At 74.1% G+C, this 17,054-nt stretch carries 14 protein-coding genes; 9 read left to right on the forward strand and 5 right to left on the reverse strand.

Going from position 1 to position 17,054, the window contains the following annotated elements:
• From JOE63_RS04520 to JOE63_RS04530, 3 genes are all read left to right on the forward strand, one after another.
• Window positions 1-408 (forward strand): MerR family transcriptional regulator, encoded by a 408-nt coding sequence (locus JOE63_RS04520; RefSeq protein WP_204539493.1) that lies wholly within the window; start codon window positions 1-3, stop codon window positions 406-408.
• Window positions 409-459: 51 nt separating this feature from the next.
• Window positions 460-1,056, forward strand: a complete 597-nt coding sequence (gene pyrE, locus JOE63_RS04525) for an orotate phosphoribosyltransferase (RefSeq protein WP_374059062.1) — start codon at window positions 460-462, stop codon at window positions 1,054-1,056.
• Between the two features lie 179 nt (window positions 1,057-1,235).
• Window positions 1,236-5,594, forward strand: coding sequence for an HtaA domain-containing protein (locus JOE63_RS04530; RefSeq protein ID WP_204539496.1), 4,359 nt, complete (start codon window positions 1,236-1,238; stop codon window positions 5,592-5,594).
• An 82-nt stretch (window positions 5,595-5,676) separates the two neighbouring features.
• Here JOE63_RS04530 and JOE63_RS04535 read toward each other — a convergent pair whose 3' ends face one another.
• Complete coding sequence (locus tag JOE63_RS04535) at window positions 5,677-6,450, reverse strand: HAD-IIA family hydrolase (RefSeq protein WP_047233591.1); 774 nt, start codon at window positions 6,448-6,450, stop codon at window positions 5,677-5,679.
• 1 nt (window position 6,451) lies between these two features.
• A complete protein-coding gene (locus JOE63_RS04540; protein ID WP_374058992.1) occupies window positions 6,452-7,267 on the reverse strand; it encodes a VTT domain-containing protein in 816 nt (271 codons plus the stop codon).
• A 113-nt stretch (window positions 7,268-7,380) separates the two neighbouring features.
• On the opposite strand from JOE63_RS04540, the gene JOE63_RS04545 reads away from it, so the two are divergent.
• The 3 genes from JOE63_RS04545 to fbaA all read left to right on the forward strand — a co-directional run bounded on the left by JOE63_RS04545 (window position 7,381) and on the right by fbaA (window position 10,114).
• A complete protein-coding gene (locus JOE63_RS04545; RefSeq protein ID WP_087472720.1) occupies window positions 7,381-8,223 on the forward strand; it encodes an SDR family oxidoreductase in 843 nt (280 codons plus the stop codon).
• Window positions 8,220-8,981 (forward strand): TrmH family RNA methyltransferase, encoded by a 762-nt coding sequence (locus JOE63_RS04550; RefSeq protein ID WP_087472721.1) that lies wholly within the window; start codon window positions 8,220-8,222, stop codon window positions 8,979-8,981. Before JOE63_RS04545 ends, JOE63_RS04550 begins: the two co-directional genes overlap by 4 nt.
• A gap of 110 nt (window positions 8,982-9,091) precedes the next feature.
• Window positions 9,092-10,114: a class II fructose-bisphosphate aldolase gene (gene fbaA / locus JOE63_RS04555; protein ID WP_087470928.1), complete on the forward strand. Its 1,023-nt coding sequence runs from the start codon at window positions 9,092-9,094 to the stop codon at window positions 10,112-10,114.
• Between the two features lie 158 nt (window positions 10,115-10,272).
• On the opposite strand, the gene JOE63_RS04560 is transcribed toward fbaA, so the two are convergent.
• Window positions 10,273-10,701 (reverse strand): STAS domain-containing protein, encoded by a 429-nt coding sequence (locus JOE63_RS04560; RefSeq protein ID WP_374058993.1) that lies wholly within the window; start codon window positions 10,699-10,701, stop codon window positions 10,273-10,275.
• 138 nt (window positions 10,702-10,839) lie between these two features.
• Here JOE63_RS04560 and JOE63_RS04565 point away from each other — a divergent pair, with 138 nt between their 5' ends.
• Entirely contained in the window at window positions 10,840-13,062 is a 2,223-nt protein-coding gene (locus JOE63_RS04565; RefSeq protein ID WP_087472723.1) for an ATP-binding SpoIIE family protein phosphatase, read from the forward strand.
• A 15-nt stretch (window positions 13,063-13,077) separates the two neighbouring features.
• Here the strand turns inward: JOE63_RS04565 and JOE63_RS04570 are convergent, their stop codons facing one another.
• The gene (locus JOE63_RS04570; RefSeq protein WP_087470929.1) at window positions 13,078-13,440 is read right to left on the reverse strand and encodes an STAS domain-containing protein; all 363 of its coding nucleotides are present in this window, start codon (window positions 13,438-13,440) and stop codon (window positions 13,078-13,080) included.
• 75 nt (window positions 13,441-13,515) lie between these two features.
• Window positions 13,516-13,950: a DUF3151 domain-containing protein gene (locus JOE63_RS04575; RefSeq protein ID WP_087470930.1), complete on the reverse strand. Its 435-nt coding sequence runs from the start codon at window positions 13,948-13,950 to the stop codon at window positions 13,516-13,518.
• Window positions 13,951-14,197: 247 nt separating this feature from the next.
• Between JOE63_RS04575 and JOE63_RS04580 the strand changes: the two genes are divergently transcribed.
• Window positions 14,198-15,484: an adenylosuccinate synthase gene (locus JOE63_RS04580; protein WP_087470931.1), complete on the forward strand. Its 1,287-nt coding sequence runs from the start codon at window positions 14,198-14,200 to the stop codon at window positions 15,482-15,484.
• Window positions 15,485-15,635: 151 nt separating this feature from the next.
• Window positions 15,636-16,958 carry a phosphoribosylamine--glycine ligase gene (gene purD / locus JOE63_RS04585; RefSeq protein ID WP_087470932.1) on the forward strand — a complete coding sequence of 441 codons (1,323 nt, stop codon included), beginning with the start codon at window positions 15,636-15,638 and terminating at the stop codon, window positions 16,956-16,958.
• Window positions 16,959-17,054: the final 96 nt, after the last annotated feature.

A 17,054-nucleotide genomic window follows, 5' to 3' on the forward strand; every position in this document is an offset into this window, starting at 1 on the left:
GTGCACATCGGAGAGCTGAGCCGTCGGAGCGGGGTCAAGGCCCACCAGCTGCGGTACTACGAGGCGCAGGGGCTGCTGGCACCGGGTCGCACCGCGGCCGGGTACCGCCGGTACGACCAGGCAGACCTCGTCAAGGTGACGCAGATCCGGCACCTGCTCGACGCCGGTCTGTCCACCGAGGACATCGCCTACCTGCTGCCGTGCGCGACCGGAGAGGCCCCGGAGCTCGTGGGCTGCCCGGAGCTGCTGACCGCCCTGCGGGCGCGGCTGCGTCGTGTGGACGACCAGATCGACACGCTGACCCGGTCCCGCGAGGCCCTGGTCCGCTACATCGACGACGCCGAGCGGGTGGGCGCCACGACGTACGGGCCCTTCGGCGCGAGCCCGGCGGAGCCGGCCCACTCATGAGGAGCCGGGCGTGCCCCGGCAGTCCTGACGGTCGGCGCCCCGCCGACTACCCTGGCGACCGTGACTACTGACTCCGCCTCGACGCTCGCCTCGACGCCCCGCGAGCAGCTGCTCGCCCTGATCCGTGAGCTCGCCGTCGTGCACGGCCGGGTGACGCTCTCCTCCGGCAAGGAGGCGGACTACTACGTCGACCTGCGGCGCGTGACGCTGCACCACCGCGCGGCGCCGCTCATCGGGCACCAGCTCCTGGACCTCCTCGAGGAGCAGGGCCTCGGCACGGCGGAGGTCGACGCCGTCGGCGGGCTGACGCTCGGTGCCGACCCCATCGCGACCGCGCTCCTGCACGCCGCGGCCTCGCGCGGGCAGGACCTCGACGCGTTCGTCGTGCGCAAGGCGGCCAAGGCGCACGGCATGCAGCGGCAGATCGAGGGCCCGGACGTCGCGGGCCGCAAGGTCGTCGTCGTCGAGGACACGACGACGACGGGCGGGTCGCCGATCACGGCGATCGAGGCCGTGCGCGCCGCCGGGGGCGAGGTCGTCGGGGTGGCGACGATCGTCGACCGCGCGACGGGCGCGGGCGAGAAGATCGAGGCGCTCGGCGTGCCCTACCACTTCCTGTTCAGCCTGGAGGACCTCGGCCTCGCCTGAGCCGTCCCGCCTGCCCCGGGTGTGACGAGTCGTGTGTCACACCCGGGGCAGGTCAGGCTTACCTTGCTTTGGTGAGGCGAGCCTTATATGGTCCGTCACGACGGGGCGCCGCAGCGCGCTCCGGAATCGTCGGTCCCGCTCCCGCCGGGACCTCGCCCCGGACCAGCACGGGAGACCTTGTGCCCACTTCACCGTCGAGACGCGTCCGTCGCGGCCTCGCCTCCTTCCTCGCCGCGGCGCTCGCCGCCGGCCTGACCGTCGCGGGCGCGGGGGCCCCCGCGCAGGCGGCCCCGACCGACGTGACGGGCGGCTCGGCCACCTGGAACTTCGTCGACTCGTGGACGTCGTACGTCACCGGTCCGATCGCGCAGGGCACGGTCACGCCGGCCCTCCAGGCCGGGCAGTCCTCCTACGGTCCCGCGTCCGGCACGTACGACGACGCGTCCGGCGTCGGCGCGGTGCGGCTCGGCGGCTCGACCCGCTACCAGGGCCACCACGGCGCGCTCGACGTGACCGTCTCCGACCTGCGCCTCGACCTCACCGGGCCCACGACCGGCGTCCTCTACGCCGACTTCGCGGGCACGGTGAACGCCGGCGCGGGCGACGATGCCAAGGTCGCGGACGTCGCCGTGTCGGCGACGCGCGACGGCGACCAGGTGACGTTCGTGGCGAACGGGACCGTCGCGGCGTCGCTCGGCGACGTCTCCTCCTACTTCTCGTCGTACGCGGGCAGGCCGATCGCGACGCTGACGGCGCGCGTCGAGTCGCCCGAGCCGGCGGCCCCGGCGCAGGCGACGACGACCGCGCTCGCCGTGACGCCCGCGGGCACGTCGCTCGCGGGCGCGACCGTGACGCTCGCCGCGACCGTCGCGCCCGCGGCCGCAGGTACGGTCGAGTTCCGCGACGGCGGTGCCGCGCTCGGCACCGCGCCCGTGACCGACGGCGTCGCGCGCATGGAGACGGCGAGCCTCGCCGCCGGCGCGCACGAGCTCAGCGCGACCTTCGAGCCGGCCGACCCGGCGGCCTTCGCCTCCTCGACGTCGGCCGGTGTCGTGCACTCCGTGACCGCCGCCGAGCCCGAGCCGGAGCCCGCGGTGGACCCGAAGGTCACCGTCTCGCCGTCGACCCCGGTGGACCCGGCGGTGGAGACCACGTTCACGATCTCCGGCACCGGCTTCGTCGGCGCGGGGGCCGCGAACGGTGCGTACGTGCTCCTCGGGGACGCGGCGATCTGGGACGGCAGCGGCCCGCTCGTCGCGAGCGGCTGGCTCGCCCAGGGCTGGGTGATGCCGCAGCAGGTGCGCGCGGGCGCGTTCACCACGACCCTCACCGTCCCGGCGGGCACGCTCGACCCGGCGAAGGAGTACGTGGTCGCGACGTCCGCCGCCCACGGGCTCTCCGTGACCGACCGCAGCCTCGACACGTTCACGCCCGTCGCGGTGCAGGGCGCCACGACCCCGGAGCCCGGCTGGGAGCCGTCGATCGAGCTGTTCGCCGCCGACGGCACCACCCCGCTCGGCGACGCCCCGGTGCGCCCGGACGACACGATCGTCGTCAAGGGCTCGGGCTTCGACCCGGAGGCGAACGTCGCGCCCGCGGGCAACCGCCCGCCGATCTCCGGCGGCATCCCCGCCGGCACCTACGTGGTGTTCGGCAAGTTCGCGCCGGAGTGGCGGCCGTCGCAGGGCGTCGCGTCGTCCGCGCGCAAGGCCGGGTCGCAGCAGTGGGCGCTCGCGTCCGCGGCGCTCGACCAGGTCGACCCGCGCTACCAGAGCGCGATCCGCGGCCAGTGGGCCGAGCTCTCCGAGGACGGCACGTTCACGGCCGAGCTCGTCGCGAGCGAGCTCGAGCTCGACGGCGGCCGCTACGGCGTCTACACCTACGCCGCGGGCGGCACGGTCAACGCCACCCAGGAGCTCTACGCACCCGTCGCCTTCACGACCGAGCCCGCCGCCCCCGTCTGGGAGCCCGAGATCGCGGTCTTCGCCGAGGACGGCGTGACGCCGCTCGGCGACGCCGAGGTCTCGGTGGGCGACACGATCGTCGTCCGCGGCTCGGGCTTCGACCCCGCGGCGAACGTGGGTGGCCGCGGCGTCCCGATCCCGGCGACGCTGCCGCAGGGCACGTACGTCGTGTTCGGCAGCTTCGCCGAGCAGTGGCGGCCGTCCGAGGGCGCCGCGTCGTCGACGCGCAAGGTCGGTTCCCAGGTGTGGGCCCTCGCCGAGCCGGTGCTCGACCAGGTCCCCGCCCAGTACCAGTCGGTGGTCCGCGCGCAGTGGACGGACATCGCGGCGGACGGCACGTTCGAGGCGCGGCTCGTGGTGAAGAGCCCGGGGCTGCTCGACGGCGGCCGGTACGGCGTCTACACGTACGGCGCGGGCGGCGTGAGCAACGCGGACCAGGAGCTCTTCGCTCCCGTCGCGTTCGACGCCCCCGCGTCGCTCACGGTGACGCCCGCGGCGACGACGGTCGAGGCCGGCGGCTCCGTCCGGCTGACGGTGGCGGGCCTCGTCGAGGGTGACGCCGTCAAGGGCGTGACGTTCGCCGGCAAGGCCGCGACCTACTCGCGCGACGGCACCGCGGTCCTGCTCACCGTCCCGGCCGACGCCGCCGCGGGGCCTGTCCCCGTCGTCGTGACGTCCGAGCTCGGCGTGACGGGCGGCACGACGCTCACCGTCACGGCCCCGGCTCCGGGGGCTCGACCGACCACGACGTCCCTCGCGGCGTCGTCGACGTCCGTCGTGGAGGGCACGGCGGTGACGTTCACGGCGACGGTCACCCCGCAGGCGGCCGGCACGGTCCGCTTCGCCGCCGGGGGCACGACCCTCGGCACGGCGACCGTCGTCGACGGCGTCGCGTCGTACCGGGCGACCGGTCTCGCGGCCGGGTCGCACGCCGTGACGGCGACGTTCGTCCCGGCGGACAGCGCCGCGTTCGTCGGCTCGGCCTCGTCGCCCGTCACGGTGACGGTGACGGCGAAGCCGTCGGTCCCGACGACGGCGGGATCCCTGACGTGGGGTGTCAAGGAGTCGTTCCGCAGCTACATCGTCGGCCCGGTCGCGGGCGGCGGGGCGTCGGCGTCGTCCGGCGCGGCCGTGGTCGACGGCCTCTTCCGGTTCGGCCAGGCCGACGGCGGCACGTGGACCGCCGCGAGCGGCCGGGGCAGCGTGGCGTACTCCGGCACGGTCCGCTTCACGGGCCACTCGGGCGCGCTGGACCTCGCGCTGACGAACCCGGTCGTCGACGTCACCGGACCGGGCGCTGGCCGCCTGCTCGTGGACGCGCGCTCGACGGGGCTCGACGGCTCGACGTTCGACCGCCAGGGCGTCGTCTTCGCGACCCTCGCGCTCGGTGCGCCGACGACGAGCGCGGACGGGGCCGTCACCTACACGCAGGCCGCGGCGACGCTCACGGCCGACGGCTCGCTCGCGTTCTCCGGCTTCTACCCGGCGGGCACCGCGCTCGACCCGGTGACGTTCACCGTCGGCGCGGCGTCGACCGGCCCCGGTGACGGCGGCAGCATCGGCACCCCGGGCACCGGGACGCCGGGGACGCCGACCGACCCGGCGAAGGCGACGCTCTCGGTGGCGCAGGCCCGCCCGGGTGACGAGGTCACGATCAGCGGCGTCGGGTTCGGCCCGCACGAGGCGGGGATCCGCACGGAGATCCGCTCGACGCCGCGCACGCTCGCGACGGGCGTCACCGCGAACGCCGGCGGCGCCGCGAGCTCGACGGTGACGATCCCGACGGACGTCGCCCCCGGCGAGCACACGCTGCTGCTGGTCGGTGCGGACCACACGGCGTCCGCCCCCATCACGATCGTCGGCACCGGGACCACCGGAACCGGCACGGGCAGCGCGGCGGAGCAGTGCTTCGCGCAGGGCGTCAACGGCGCGACCCTCTCGTGGGGCGTGAGCGACCGCTTCCGCGCGTACGTCACCGGCCCGATCGCGAAGGGCTCCGTCTCGACGAGCGGCGTCGGCGACACCGGCTCGGCGTTCACGTGGAGCGGCGGCAAGGGCTCGTTCAACACGGACCTCGGCAAGGGCCGCGCGAGCTTCGGCGGCTCGGTGTCGTTCTCCGGCCACGAGGGCATCCTCGACCTGCGGATCAGCAACCCGCGCGTCGTCGTGAACGGCTCGTCGGGCACGCTCGTGGTCGACGTCCGGAGCAGCGACATGGAGGGCAACACGTCCTCGTCGAACGGCGTCGCGTTCGCGAGCCTGGACCTGTCGGGCAAGAAGTCGACGTCGGGCTCCACGATCACGTGGAGCGGCGCTCCCGCGACCCTCACGGCCGCCGGGGCGAAGGCGTTCGCCGGGTTCTACGAGGCCGGCACCGCGCTCTCGCCCGTGACGTTCGCCTTCCCGGTCGGAGGCGACGTGGAGTGCGACGCGTACTCGGGTGCGCTCGCCTCGACCGGGACGGACGCGGGCAGCCTCGCGCTCCTCGCCGGGACCCTGCTGCTCACGGGCGGGGCGCTCCTGACCGTGCGGCGCCGTCGCGCGGGTCAGGTGCAGGCGGTCGCGACCGCCTGAGCCACCGGCACCCCGCACGACGGCGCCCGGTCACCTCGCGAGGTGACCGGGCGCCGTCGTGCGTGCGGGGGAGCGGTGGGCCTCAGACCAGGTCGACGAGGTCCGCGACGGAGTCGACGACCTTGCTCGGGCGGAACGGGAACCGGTCGACGTCGGACATCTTCGTGGACCCCGTCATGACGAGGTACGTGTACAGCCCGGCCTCGATGCCCGCGACGACGTCGGTGTCCATGCGGTCGCCGATCATCGCCGTCTTCTCCGAGTGCGCGTCGATGCGGTTGAGCGCCGAGCGGAACATCATCGGGTTCGGCTTGCCGACGAAGTACGGCTTGCGGCCCGTCGCCGCCGTGATCATCGCCGCGACCGCGCCCGTGGCGGGCAGCGGGCCCTCCTGGGAGGGGCCGGTCGTGTCCGGGTTGGTGCAGATGAACCGCGAGCCGCCGAGGATGAGGCGGATCGCCTTGGTGATCGCCTCGAACGAGTACGTGCGCGTCTCGCCCAGCACCACGTAGTCCGGGTCGGACTCGGTGAGCGTGTAGCCCGCCTCGTAGAGCGCCGTCGTCAGCCCCGCCTCGCCGACGGCGTACGCGCTGCCGCTCGGGATCTGGTCGCTGAGGAACTGGGCGGTGGCCAGCGCCGACGTCCAGATCGACTCCTCGGGCACGTCGATGCCCGACGTCGCGAGCCGCGCGCGCAGGTCGCGCGCCGTGAAGATCGAGTTGTTCGTGAGGATGAGGAACGGGCGGCCCTTGTCGCGCAGCGCCCGCACGAACTCCGGGGCGCCGGGGATCGCGTGCCCCTCGTGGACGAGCACGCCGTCCATGTCCGTCAGCCAGCTCGTGATCTCTCGTGTCATCTCAGGCGTCCTTCCCGTCCGTCTCGCCGTGCCCGACGGCGGTCGTGTCCTCGGTGACGGCCGGCTCGCCGCCGGTGCCCGCCGCGTCGGCCGCGATCTGCGCCTCGAGCGCCGCGGCCCGCTTCTCGGCGCGGCGCCCGCGCCAGACCTCCACGATCATCGGGATCACCGAGAGGAACACGATGAGCAGGACGAGCGCCTCGATGTTGTCCTTGACGAACGTGATGTTGCCGAGCAGGTAGCCGAGCCACGTGAGGCCCACGGCCCACAGCAGCGCGCCGAGCGCGTTGAACCCCACGAAGTGGCGGTAGTGCATCTTGCCGACGCCCGCGGCGACCGGCGCGTACGTGCGCACGATGGGCACGAAGCGCGCGATGACGATCGTCCGGCCGCCGTACTTCTCGAAGTAGGCGTTGGTCTGGTCGATGTACTTGCGCTTGAAGAACCGCGAGTCCGGCCGGTCGAACACCTTGGGCCCGACGGTGCGCCCGATGAGGTACGCCGTCTGGTCGCCGAGGAACGCCGCCGCGAAGAGCAGGAGGAGCAGCACGGGCAGGCTGATCTGCAGCGAGTCCTGCGCGACGAGCGCGCCCGCGGTGAACAGCAGCGAGTCGCCCGGCAGGATCGGGAACAGCAGGCCCGTCTCGATGAAGATGACGACCACGATGCCCACGAGCGCGGCGTCGCCGAAGCGCTCGATGAGCGACATCGGGTCCATCCAGTCCGGGCCCAGGGCGGCGACGGGTCCGGCGGCGCCGAGGCCCGCGGCGTGCGCGGCCCCGGGCAGGGCGGAGACGAGCTCGGCGAGGGTGTTCACGGGTCACCAGCGTAGTGGGGGCGGTGCGCTCGTCCCCGACGCCGGGTGTGCACCGGCCGTGAAGGTCTCGCGCGGCCGGAGCGGTGAGGCGCGTACCGGGCAGAATGTCCGTCATGGCGAGCATCGCGGTGGTGGGCGGGACCGGCGCGGCAGGTCGCGCCGTCGTGCGGGAGGCCGTCGCGCGCGGCCACGACGTGCGCGTGCTCTCGCGGCACGTGCCGGACGACGGGGCGCGGGTCCCCGGGACGACGCACCACCGCGTCGACCTCCTCGGGTCCGACGACGGCACGGTCACGACCGCGCTCGACACGGCGTTCGCAGGCGCCGACGCGGTGGTCGACGCGAGCAACGGGATGTCGCCGGGGGCGATGAAGGTCTTCACGGTCGGCGCGCGTCGCCTCGCCGCGGCGGCCCACCGTGCCGGGGTCGGCCGCGTGGTGGTGCTGTCCATCGTGAACGTCGACCAGGGCGACTACGGGTACTACCGCGCGAAGGCCGAGCAGGAGCGGATCCTCTCGTCCGGGGGCGTCCCGACGACGGTCGTGCGCGCGACCCAGTTCCACGAGTTCCTCGAGATCTTCCTCGGGCGCGACGGACGGCTCGGCCGGTGGGCGCGCCTCGGCCTCCTGCCCGTGCCGCGCGGGGTGCGGTTCCAGCCGATCGCGCTCGCCGACGTCGCGCGGGCGCTCGTCGACGCCGCCGAGGGGACGCCGCCCGGGAGCGGCGTGCCAGGTCCCGGCCCCGCCGCGACGACCGTGACGATCGGCGGCCCGGAGGTCCTCGACGCGCGCGACATGGCGCGCGCCTGGCGCGCGGCGCACGGCTCGCGCCGGCCGGTCGTCGGTGTGCCGCTGCCCGGCCCCCTGGGAGAGTTCTTCCGCGCGGGCCACAACCTCGTGCCCGACCACCGCTACGGGACGCTCACGTACCGCGAGTGGCTGCGGGAGCGCGCATGACGCCGTCCGACGGGGTGCGCGCGGAGCCGCCCGGGGCGCGACCCGCCGTCGGGGACGACGAGCGCGCCGAGGAGCGCGGCGAGGAGCGCGAGGTGGGGGTGGGGCCGTGGCCCGGCGGGCCGGACGCGTGGCCGCGCGTCCCGGACCTCGGGGGCCCGCCCGGGGCGACCCGCCTCGACCCCCGCTACGACCCCGAGCTGCTCGCGCACGGCGACCGGCGCAACGTCGTCGACGCCTACCGCTACTGGACCGTCGAGGCCGTCGTGGCGGACCTCGACGCGCGGCGCGACCCCGCGCGCTCCCTGCACGTCGCGATCGAGAACTGGGCGCACGACCTCAACATCGGGTCCGTGGTGCGCACGGCGAACGCGTTCAACGCGGCGGGCGTGCACGTCGTCGGGCGGCGCCGGTGGAACCGCCGCGGCGCGATGGTCACCGACCGCTACCTCCACGTGCACCACCACGCGTCCGTCGACGACCTCGCGACCTGGGCCGCGGGGGAGGGGCTGCCGCTCCTGGGCGTCGACAACCTGCCGGGCTCCGTCCCGATCGAGGGCTACGCGCTGCCCGCGTCGTGCGTGCTGCTGCTCGGCCAGGAGTCGACCGGGCTCACGCCCGAGGCGGTCGCCGCGTGCCGCGACGTCCTGCACATCACCCAGCACGGCTCGACCCGCTCGATCAACGCCGGGGCGGCGGGCGCGATCGCCCTGCACGCGTGGGCCGCGCGGCACCTCGCCCCGGCCGGCGGCGCGAGGTAGAGGCGTGGTCACCGGGCGACCACAGGTCGAACGGCCCTGACGCCCGCGCTGTCATCCATGCCAGACTTTGACCCGACAGTCCACCCCGCACGACTCCACAGGAGCTTCGCATGCCCATCGCTACCCCCGAGGTCTACGCCGAGATGATCGACCGGGCGAAGGCAGGCTCGTTCGCCTACCCGGCCGTCAACATCACCTCGTCGCAGACCATCACCGCCGCGCTCCAGGGCTTCGCCGAGGCCGAGTCCGACGGCATCATCCAGGTCTCCGTGGGCGGCGCCGAGTACGGCTCGGGTTCGACGGTCAAGGACCGCATCGCCGGTTCGCTCGCGCTCGCGGCGTACGCGCGCGAGGTCGCGAACAGCTACCCCGTGCAGATCGCGATCCACACCGACCACTGCGTCAAGAAGAACCTCGACTCCTGGGTCCGCCCGCTCCTGGCCCTCGAGGCCGAGCAGGTGAAGAACGGCGGCCTGCCGACGTTCCAGTCGCACATGTACGACGGCTCGGACGTCCCGCTGGACGAGAACCTCACCATCGCGGCGGAGCTCCTCGAGCTCTCGCAGGCGGCGCGCACGATCCTCGAGATCGAGGTCGGCGTCGTCGGTGGCGAGGAGGACGGCCACGAGGCCGAGATCAACGAGAAGCTCTACACGACGGTCGAGGACGGCCTCGCGACGATCGCGGCCCTCGGCACGGGTGAGAAGGGCCGCTACCTGACGGCCCTCACGTTCGGCAACGTGCACGGCGTGTACAAGCCGGGCGCGGTCAAGCTCCGCCCGGAGATCCTCAAGGAGATCCAGGAGGCCGTCGGCGCGAAGGTCGGCAAGGCGAACCCGTTCGACCTCGTCTTCCACGGCGGCTCCGGCTCCACGGCCGAGGAGATCTCGGCCGCGGTCGACTACGGCGTCATCAAGATGAACATCGACACGGACACGCAGTACGCGTTCACGCGTCCGGTCGTCGGCCACATGTTCTCGAACTACGACGGCGTCCTGAAGGTCGACGGCGAGGTCGGCAACAAGAAGGCCTACGACCCGCGCGCCTGGGGCAAGCTGGCCGAGGCCGGCATGGCCGCTCGCATCATCGAGGCGTCGCAGCAGCTGCGCTCGGCGGGCAACAAGATCCGCTGACGCCCCGAGAGCCGGCGCTGCGCCGGCTCCGGACGCGCGAAGGCCCCCGGTCCGTACGGACCGGGGGCCTTCGTCGTGGGTCGTGCCCGGTGCGGGCCGTGCAGCTGGGTCGTGACCGGTGACGGTTGGTCGCGACCGTGCGACAGGCGGCGTCGACGTCAGTCCGTGGCGTCGGAGCCGTTGCCCGTGCCCGGCTCGTCGAGGTCGAAGCCGGGGTCCACGTCGACGATGTCGAGCAGCTCGCCGATGCGGGTCACCTCGAGGAGGAACCGGACCGTCGGCGGGGCGCGCAGGACGCGGACCCGGTGCGGGCCGCGTGACGCGAGGCGCGCGAGGAACGCCACCCCGGACGAGTCCATGAAGGTGACGTGGTGCGCGTCGATCTCGACCGGGAGCCCGGAGTCCTCCGCCGCGGCGGTCGCCTCCTGGAGGTCGGCGCCGAGGTCGGCGTCGATCTCGCCCGAGAGGACGATGCGTGCCCGCGTCGTCCCCACGATGACGTGCACGCTCGCCGGGTCGCCCGCCCCGGCGGGGTCGCCGGCGACGCCGACCGGACGGTCGGCGGCCGAGGGTGTACCTTCGCGCACCGGCGCTCCTCTCTGCGTGGTCCCGACCCGTTCCGGTCTCGGGAAGCACCAATCTACGGTTGAATGTCCAGTCGGGACAGTAACGCGACCGTGGCGTCCGGATCCAGACGATCGACGCACGGACCGTCGGAGGTGACGATGGGCAGCTCGCCGGGGCTCGGCACCGACCTGCCCGCGCACGTCCAGGAGCTGTGCACGCGCGCGATGGAGGGCGCCGGCGTCGCGATGTTCGTCACCGGGCCGCGCTCGGACGAGATGCCGATCGTGTGGGTGAACGCCGCGTTCGAGCGCCAGACCGGTTTCGCCGCCACGGAGGTCGTCGGTCGCAGCCCCCACGTCCTCGAGTCCCTGCTCACCGAGCCGGTGGAGGCGCAGGAGCTGCGCGCCGCCATCACGGAGGAGCGCGAGATCACGCACACCGTCCGCGCCCTGCGCCGCGACGGCTCCCCGGTGTGGACGCAGCTCTCGCTCGCCCCGCTCGCCGGCCCCGACGGAACCGTGACCCACTGGGTCGGGGTGCAGGTCGACGTCTCCGAGCACCTCGAGCGGTACGCGGCCCAGGTCGCGTCGCTCGCGCTGGAGCGGCGCGAGCGCGCGGTGCTCGACGTCGTCTCCCGCAGCTCGGACCTCCTCGCCGACCTCGACCAGCCGTACGCGCTGCGCGACATCACCGAGCTCCTCGCCGGGTACGTCGTCGACTGGGCCGGCTTCTACCTCAACGACGACGGGCTCCGGTACGCGGAGGGCGTCGACACCGCCGCGCCCCCGAGCGGGCGCGGGCAACGCCACGGCCGCTACACGCCCGGGGCGTACCCGGTCGCACCCGGCCTGCACACGACCGACGCGCTCGGTGACTCCGCCGCCGTCACCGGCTCTCTGCCGCGCGTGCGCCTCGTCGACGTGCCCGACCGCGTCCAGGACGTCCTGGACGGGCGCATCGAGGGCCCCGTGACCCTCGACCTGTCCGCCACGTACCCGCAGTGGTCGGCCTCCGGCTGGCTCCAGCGCGACCTGCACCACCGCCTCTCCGGCCTGCCGCACCGGCCGGGCACCGTCACCGTCACGGCGGTCCCGGGACGACGCCGCATCCTCGGCCTGCTCGTCACGGGCGACACCTCCGAGGCGGGCCCCCACGGGCTCGGTACCGAGGCGGAGGCGCGCGAGGGCGTGCGCACGCTCCTGCAGATCATCGCGCGCCGGGCCGGCACCGCGATCGACAACGTGCGGCTCTACGCCCGCGAGCACCGGCTCGCCGAGACGCTGCAGCGCGCGATGCTGCCCGAGCAGGCCGACGTGACCGGGCTCGACGTCTGGACCTACTACGCGCCCAACTCGGAGCACGCCCAGGTGGGCGGCGACTGGTACGACGTCCTGCAGATCGCGCCGGACGTCGTCGGGCTCGTCATCGGCGACGTCGTGGGCCACGACGTCGAGGCGGCCGCGGCGATGGGACAGCTCCGCTCGGTCGTGCGGTCGTACGCGTACGAGCTCACGACGCCCGGGCCGGTGCTCGAGCGCGTCGACCAGCTCGTCCAGGGCATGCGCATCCCGCGCTCCGCGAGCCTCGTGTACGCGGCGCTCACCCAGCCCGACGCCGAGCAGCCCGACGACGCGTGGCGCATCGAGTACTCGCGCGCCGGGCACCTGCCCCCGCTCCTGCTGCGCGACGGCACGGTGACCCAGCTCGACGACGCCGGGGGCGCGCTCGTCGGGTTCGGCGGCCGGAGCCGGTCGACGGGCGTCGCAGCGCTCGCGCCGGGCGACACGCTCGTCTTCTACACCGACGGCCTCATCGAGCGCCGCGACCGCGCGCTGCGGGTGGGGCTCGAGGCGCTCGTCGCCGCGTCCGAGGCCGTCACGGCCGTCGACGCCGCGGGCGTCGGCGAGGAGCTGCTGTCCCGCCTCGCGGACGCCCCCGAGGACGACGTCGCGCTCGTCGTCGTGCGCATCCCGGACCCCGTGCACGACGCGTCGGCCGTCGTGCTCAGCCCGCGCAGCCGCCGGTGGCTCCTGCCGAGCGAGCCCGCGTCGATCGGGCGCGCGCGGCACGCCGTCGTGCGCACGTGCCAGGCGTGGGGTGTGCGCGACAGCGCGAACGCGGAGCTCGTCGTCTCGGAGCTGGTGGCCAACGGCGTGCTCCACGGCTGGGGGCACCTCGCCCTGCGCCTCTTCGACACGGGCGACGGCATCCGCGTCGAGGTCGAGGACTCCAACCCGGCGCCGCCCGTCCCGACGGACGGGCACCCGAACCGCATGGGCGGCTTCGGCATGCAGATCGTCGAGCGGCTCGCGGACTGGGGCTGGCGCCCGACGGCGTCGGGCAAGCTCGTCTGGGCGACGCTGCGGCCCTCCGCGCGATAGGAGCGCCCGGGCGCGTCAGGCCGGGGGCTCGACCTGCGCGAAGCCGGACGGCGGCGTCGCGGGCTCGCAGCGGTGGTCGGCGTCGATGCGGAACAGCTCGAGCGCCCCGCACACCTCCAGCACGAACAGGTCGCGGTCGTCGCAGCCGCGCAGCACCGTGGCGCCGCCACGCTTGCGCCCCGAGTCCGCGAGCGAGATGAGGAACGCCGCGCCGGTGGAGTCCATGAACGTCACGCGGCACATGTCGATCACGAGGAGCTGACGGCGCAGCCCGACGACGCGCGCCGCGATCTCCGGGAACTGGTCGCGCTCGGCGAGATCGAGGTCCCCGGCGATGACGAGGGTCGTCGTCGCGGGTGACGTGGCGATCTCGATCATGGCATCGACTCTAGACGCCGCCCGGGTCCGTCGCGCGTCCACCCGGCCTGCCGGACGGGCGCGCGACGGGTCTCGTCAGCGCAGGGCGCGGACCTCGTCGGCCGACGTCCCGGAGTCGCGCAGGAACTGCTCGCAGCGCTCCGCCTCCTCGACCTCGCCGATGTACGCCGCGCACTCCGCGAGCGCGAGCAGCGCGCGCAGGAAGCCCTGGTTCGGGACGTGGTCGGCGGGGATCGGGCCCTGCCCGCGCCAGCCCGCGCGACGCAGCGAGTCGAGGCCGCGGTGGTACCCGGTGCGTGCGAACGCGTACGCCGTCACCGCACCGCGGGACCCGTTCTCGTGGAGGAAGTCCTCCGCGAGGTACGCCCAGGCGAGCGAGCTGGCCGGGGTGCGGGCCGCGATCTCGTACGGGTCGCCGTCGGCGGCGATGGCGTCGCGGACGTGCGCGAAGTCGTCGGGGAGGCGGACCGGCGCGGGGCCGTCGAGGAGGTTCGCGTGCGTGTCGCTCATGGGGCCATTCTGCCCGTCCGAGGATCCGGCGGCACCGGCGCGCCGGGGACGGCCGGCACCCTCAAGGTCAATTTCCGTCATCCGACCGGTAAACTCGGCGCGGTCCTCGGGTGACTGCCGCCCGGGTGACGCCTCGGGCCCGCGGGCCCAGCGCCGTCGGGCACGACCTGCCCGCTCCGCTCCGGACGCCGGTGCGCCCACGACCATGACCGGCCCGAGGAACAGGCAGTGCGAAAGTGGGGATTCCATGCCAGGCGTGGTGCTCGTCGGTGCCCAGTGGGGCGATGAGGGCAAGGGCAAGGCGACCGACCTGCTCGGCTCCCGGGTCGACTACGTGGTCAAGTTCAACGGCGGCAACAACGCCGGCCACACGGTCGTCATCGGGGACGAGAAGTACGCGCTCCACCTGCTGCCGTCGGGCATCCTGTCCCCGGGCGTCACGCCGGTCATCGCGAACGGCGTCGTCGTGGACATCGAGGTGCTGTTCCAGGAGCTCGACGACCTGATCTCGCGCGGCGTGGACGTCTCCCGCCTGCTCGTCTCGGGGTCGGCGCACGTCATCGCGGGGTACCACCGCACGATCGACAAGGTGAGTGAGCGGTTCCTCGGCAAGCGCCGCATCGGCACGACCGGCCGCGGGATCGGTCCGGCCTACGCGGACAAGATCAACCGCGTCGGCATCCGCATCTGGGACCTGTTCGACGAGAAGATCCTCGCGGAGAAGATCGAGGGCTCGCTCGACCAGAAGAACCACCTGCTGGTGAAGGTCTACAACCGCCGCGCCATCACGGTCGACGAGACCGTGGCCGAGCTGCTCCAGTACGCCGAGCGCCTCAAGCCGATGGTGGCCGACACCGCGCTCGAGCTGAACAAGGCCCTCGACGCCGGCAAGAACGTCCTCTTCGAGGGTGGCCAGGCGACCATGCTCGACGTCGACCACGGCACGTACCCGTTCGTCACGTCGTCCAACGCGACGGCGGGCGGCGCGCTCACCGGCTCGGGCGTCGGGCCGACGCGCATCAGCTCCGTCATCGGCGTCATCAAGGCGTACACGACCCGCGTGGGCGAGGGCCCGTTCCCGACCGAGCTGTTCGACGCGAACGGCGAGTACCTGCTCAAGCAGGGCGGCGAGTACGGCGTGACGACCGGCCGCGCGCGCCGCTGCGGCTGGTACGACTCGGTCATCGCACGCTACGCGACGCGCGTCAACGGCATCACGGACATGGTGCTCACCAAGCTCGACATCCTCACGGGCTTCGAGAAGGTGCCGGTCTGCGTCGCGTACGACGTCGACGGCGTCCGCCACGACGAGATGCCGCTCGACCAGACGGCGTTCCACCACGCGAAGCCGATCTACGAGGAGCTCGACGGCTGGTGGGAGGACATCTCCGGCGCCCGCACGTTCGAGGACCTGCCGGTGAACGCGCAGCGGTACGTGCTCGCGCTCGAGGAGATGTCCGGCACACGGATCTCGGCCATCGGCGTCGGCCCGAGCCGCGACGCGATCATCCCGCGCCACGACCTCATCCACTGACCCCTCCCGCGAGTTGTCAGCACCTGGTCGCGCTCCAGGCCGACGAGGTGCTGACAACTTCTCGGGCCGTCGACCTGTCAGCAGGCGGTCGCGGTCGAGCGCGACGAGACGCTGACAGCTCGCGGGGGCGGTCTCGGTAGACTCGGCGCCCGTGAAGATCCTCGTCGTCGGGACCGGTGCCCGCGAGCACGCCATCGTCCACGCCCTCGCGCACGAGGCCGACCGCCCGGGCGCCGAGCCGCACGAGCTGCACGCCGCCCCCGGGAACCCCGGTATCGGGGACCTCGCGACGCTGCACGCGGTCGACCAGAACGACGGCGCCGCGGTCGCCGCGCTCGCGACCGGCCTGGGCGTCGACCTCGTCGTCGTCGGCCCGGAGGCCCCGCTCGTCGCGGGGGTCGGCGACGCGGTGCGCGCGGCGGGGATCCCGGTGTTCGGCCCGAGCGCCGAGGCCGCGCGCCTCGAGGGCTCCAAGGCGTTCGCCAAGGACGTCATGGCGGCGGCCTCCGTCCCGACGGCGCTCGCGCACGTGTGCACCGACGTCGACCAGGTCGCGGCCGCTGTCGACGCGTTCGGCGCCCCGTACGTCATCAAGGACGACGGCCTCGCCGCGGGCAAGGGCGTCGTCGTCACGGTGGACCGGCAGGCCGCGCTCGAGCACGCCGCCGCGTGCTTCGCGACCCCGCGCCGTGCGGCGGACGGCACGCCCGAGGACCCGCGCGTCGTCGTCGAGGAGTACCTGGACGGCCCGGAGGTCTCGCTCTTCTGCGTGAGCGACGGCGCGACCGTCGTCCCGCTCGCGCCCGCCCAGGACTTCAAGCGCGCGTTCGACGCCGACGCCGGCCCCAACACGGGCGGCATGGGCGCCTACAGCCCGCTCCCGTGGGCGCCGGAGGGCCTCGTCGACGAGGTCGTCACGCGCGTCGCGCAGCCGACGGTCGACGAGATGGCGCGGCGCGGCACCCCGTTCGTCGGCGTCCTGTACGTGGGCCTCGCGCTGACGAGCCGCGGCACGCGCGTCGTCGAGTTCAACGCGCGGTTCGGCGACCCGGAGACGCAGTCGGTGCTCACGCGCCTCGCGACGCCGCTGTCCGCCGTGATGCTCGCGGCGGCGCAGGGCCGCCTGGCCGAGATCGGCGCGCTGCGCTGGCACGACGACGCGTCGGTCACCGTCGTCGTCGCGGCGCACGGCTACCCGGGCGCGGTGCGCGGCGGCGACCCGATCACGGGCATCGACGCGGCGGAGGACGTCGAAGGCGTGCACGTGCTGCACGCGGGCACGTCGCGCGCGGACGACGGCGGCCTGGTCGCCGCGGGCGGTCGTGTCCTGTCGGTCGTGGCGCGCGGTGCTGACCTGGCCGAGGCGCGCCGTCGGGCGTACGCGGCGGTCGACCGCATCGTGCTCCCGGGCTCGCACCACCGCACGGACATCGCGGCGAAGGCCGCCGCGGGCGAGGTCACCCTCGCGGGCTGACCCTCGCCGTCGGGCCCGCCGCACTGGCGCCGCCGAGAACGAGGTTCCACGCGGCCGAGCACGACGTTGCTGTCGTTCTGAGGGCTTTGACGACAA

This window comes from Cellulosimicrobium cellulans (assembly GCF_016907755.1).
GTDB classification, from domain to species: domain Bacteria; phylum Actinomycetota; class Actinomycetes; order Actinomycetales; family Cellulomonadaceae; genus Cellulosimicrobium; species Cellulosimicrobium cellulans_D.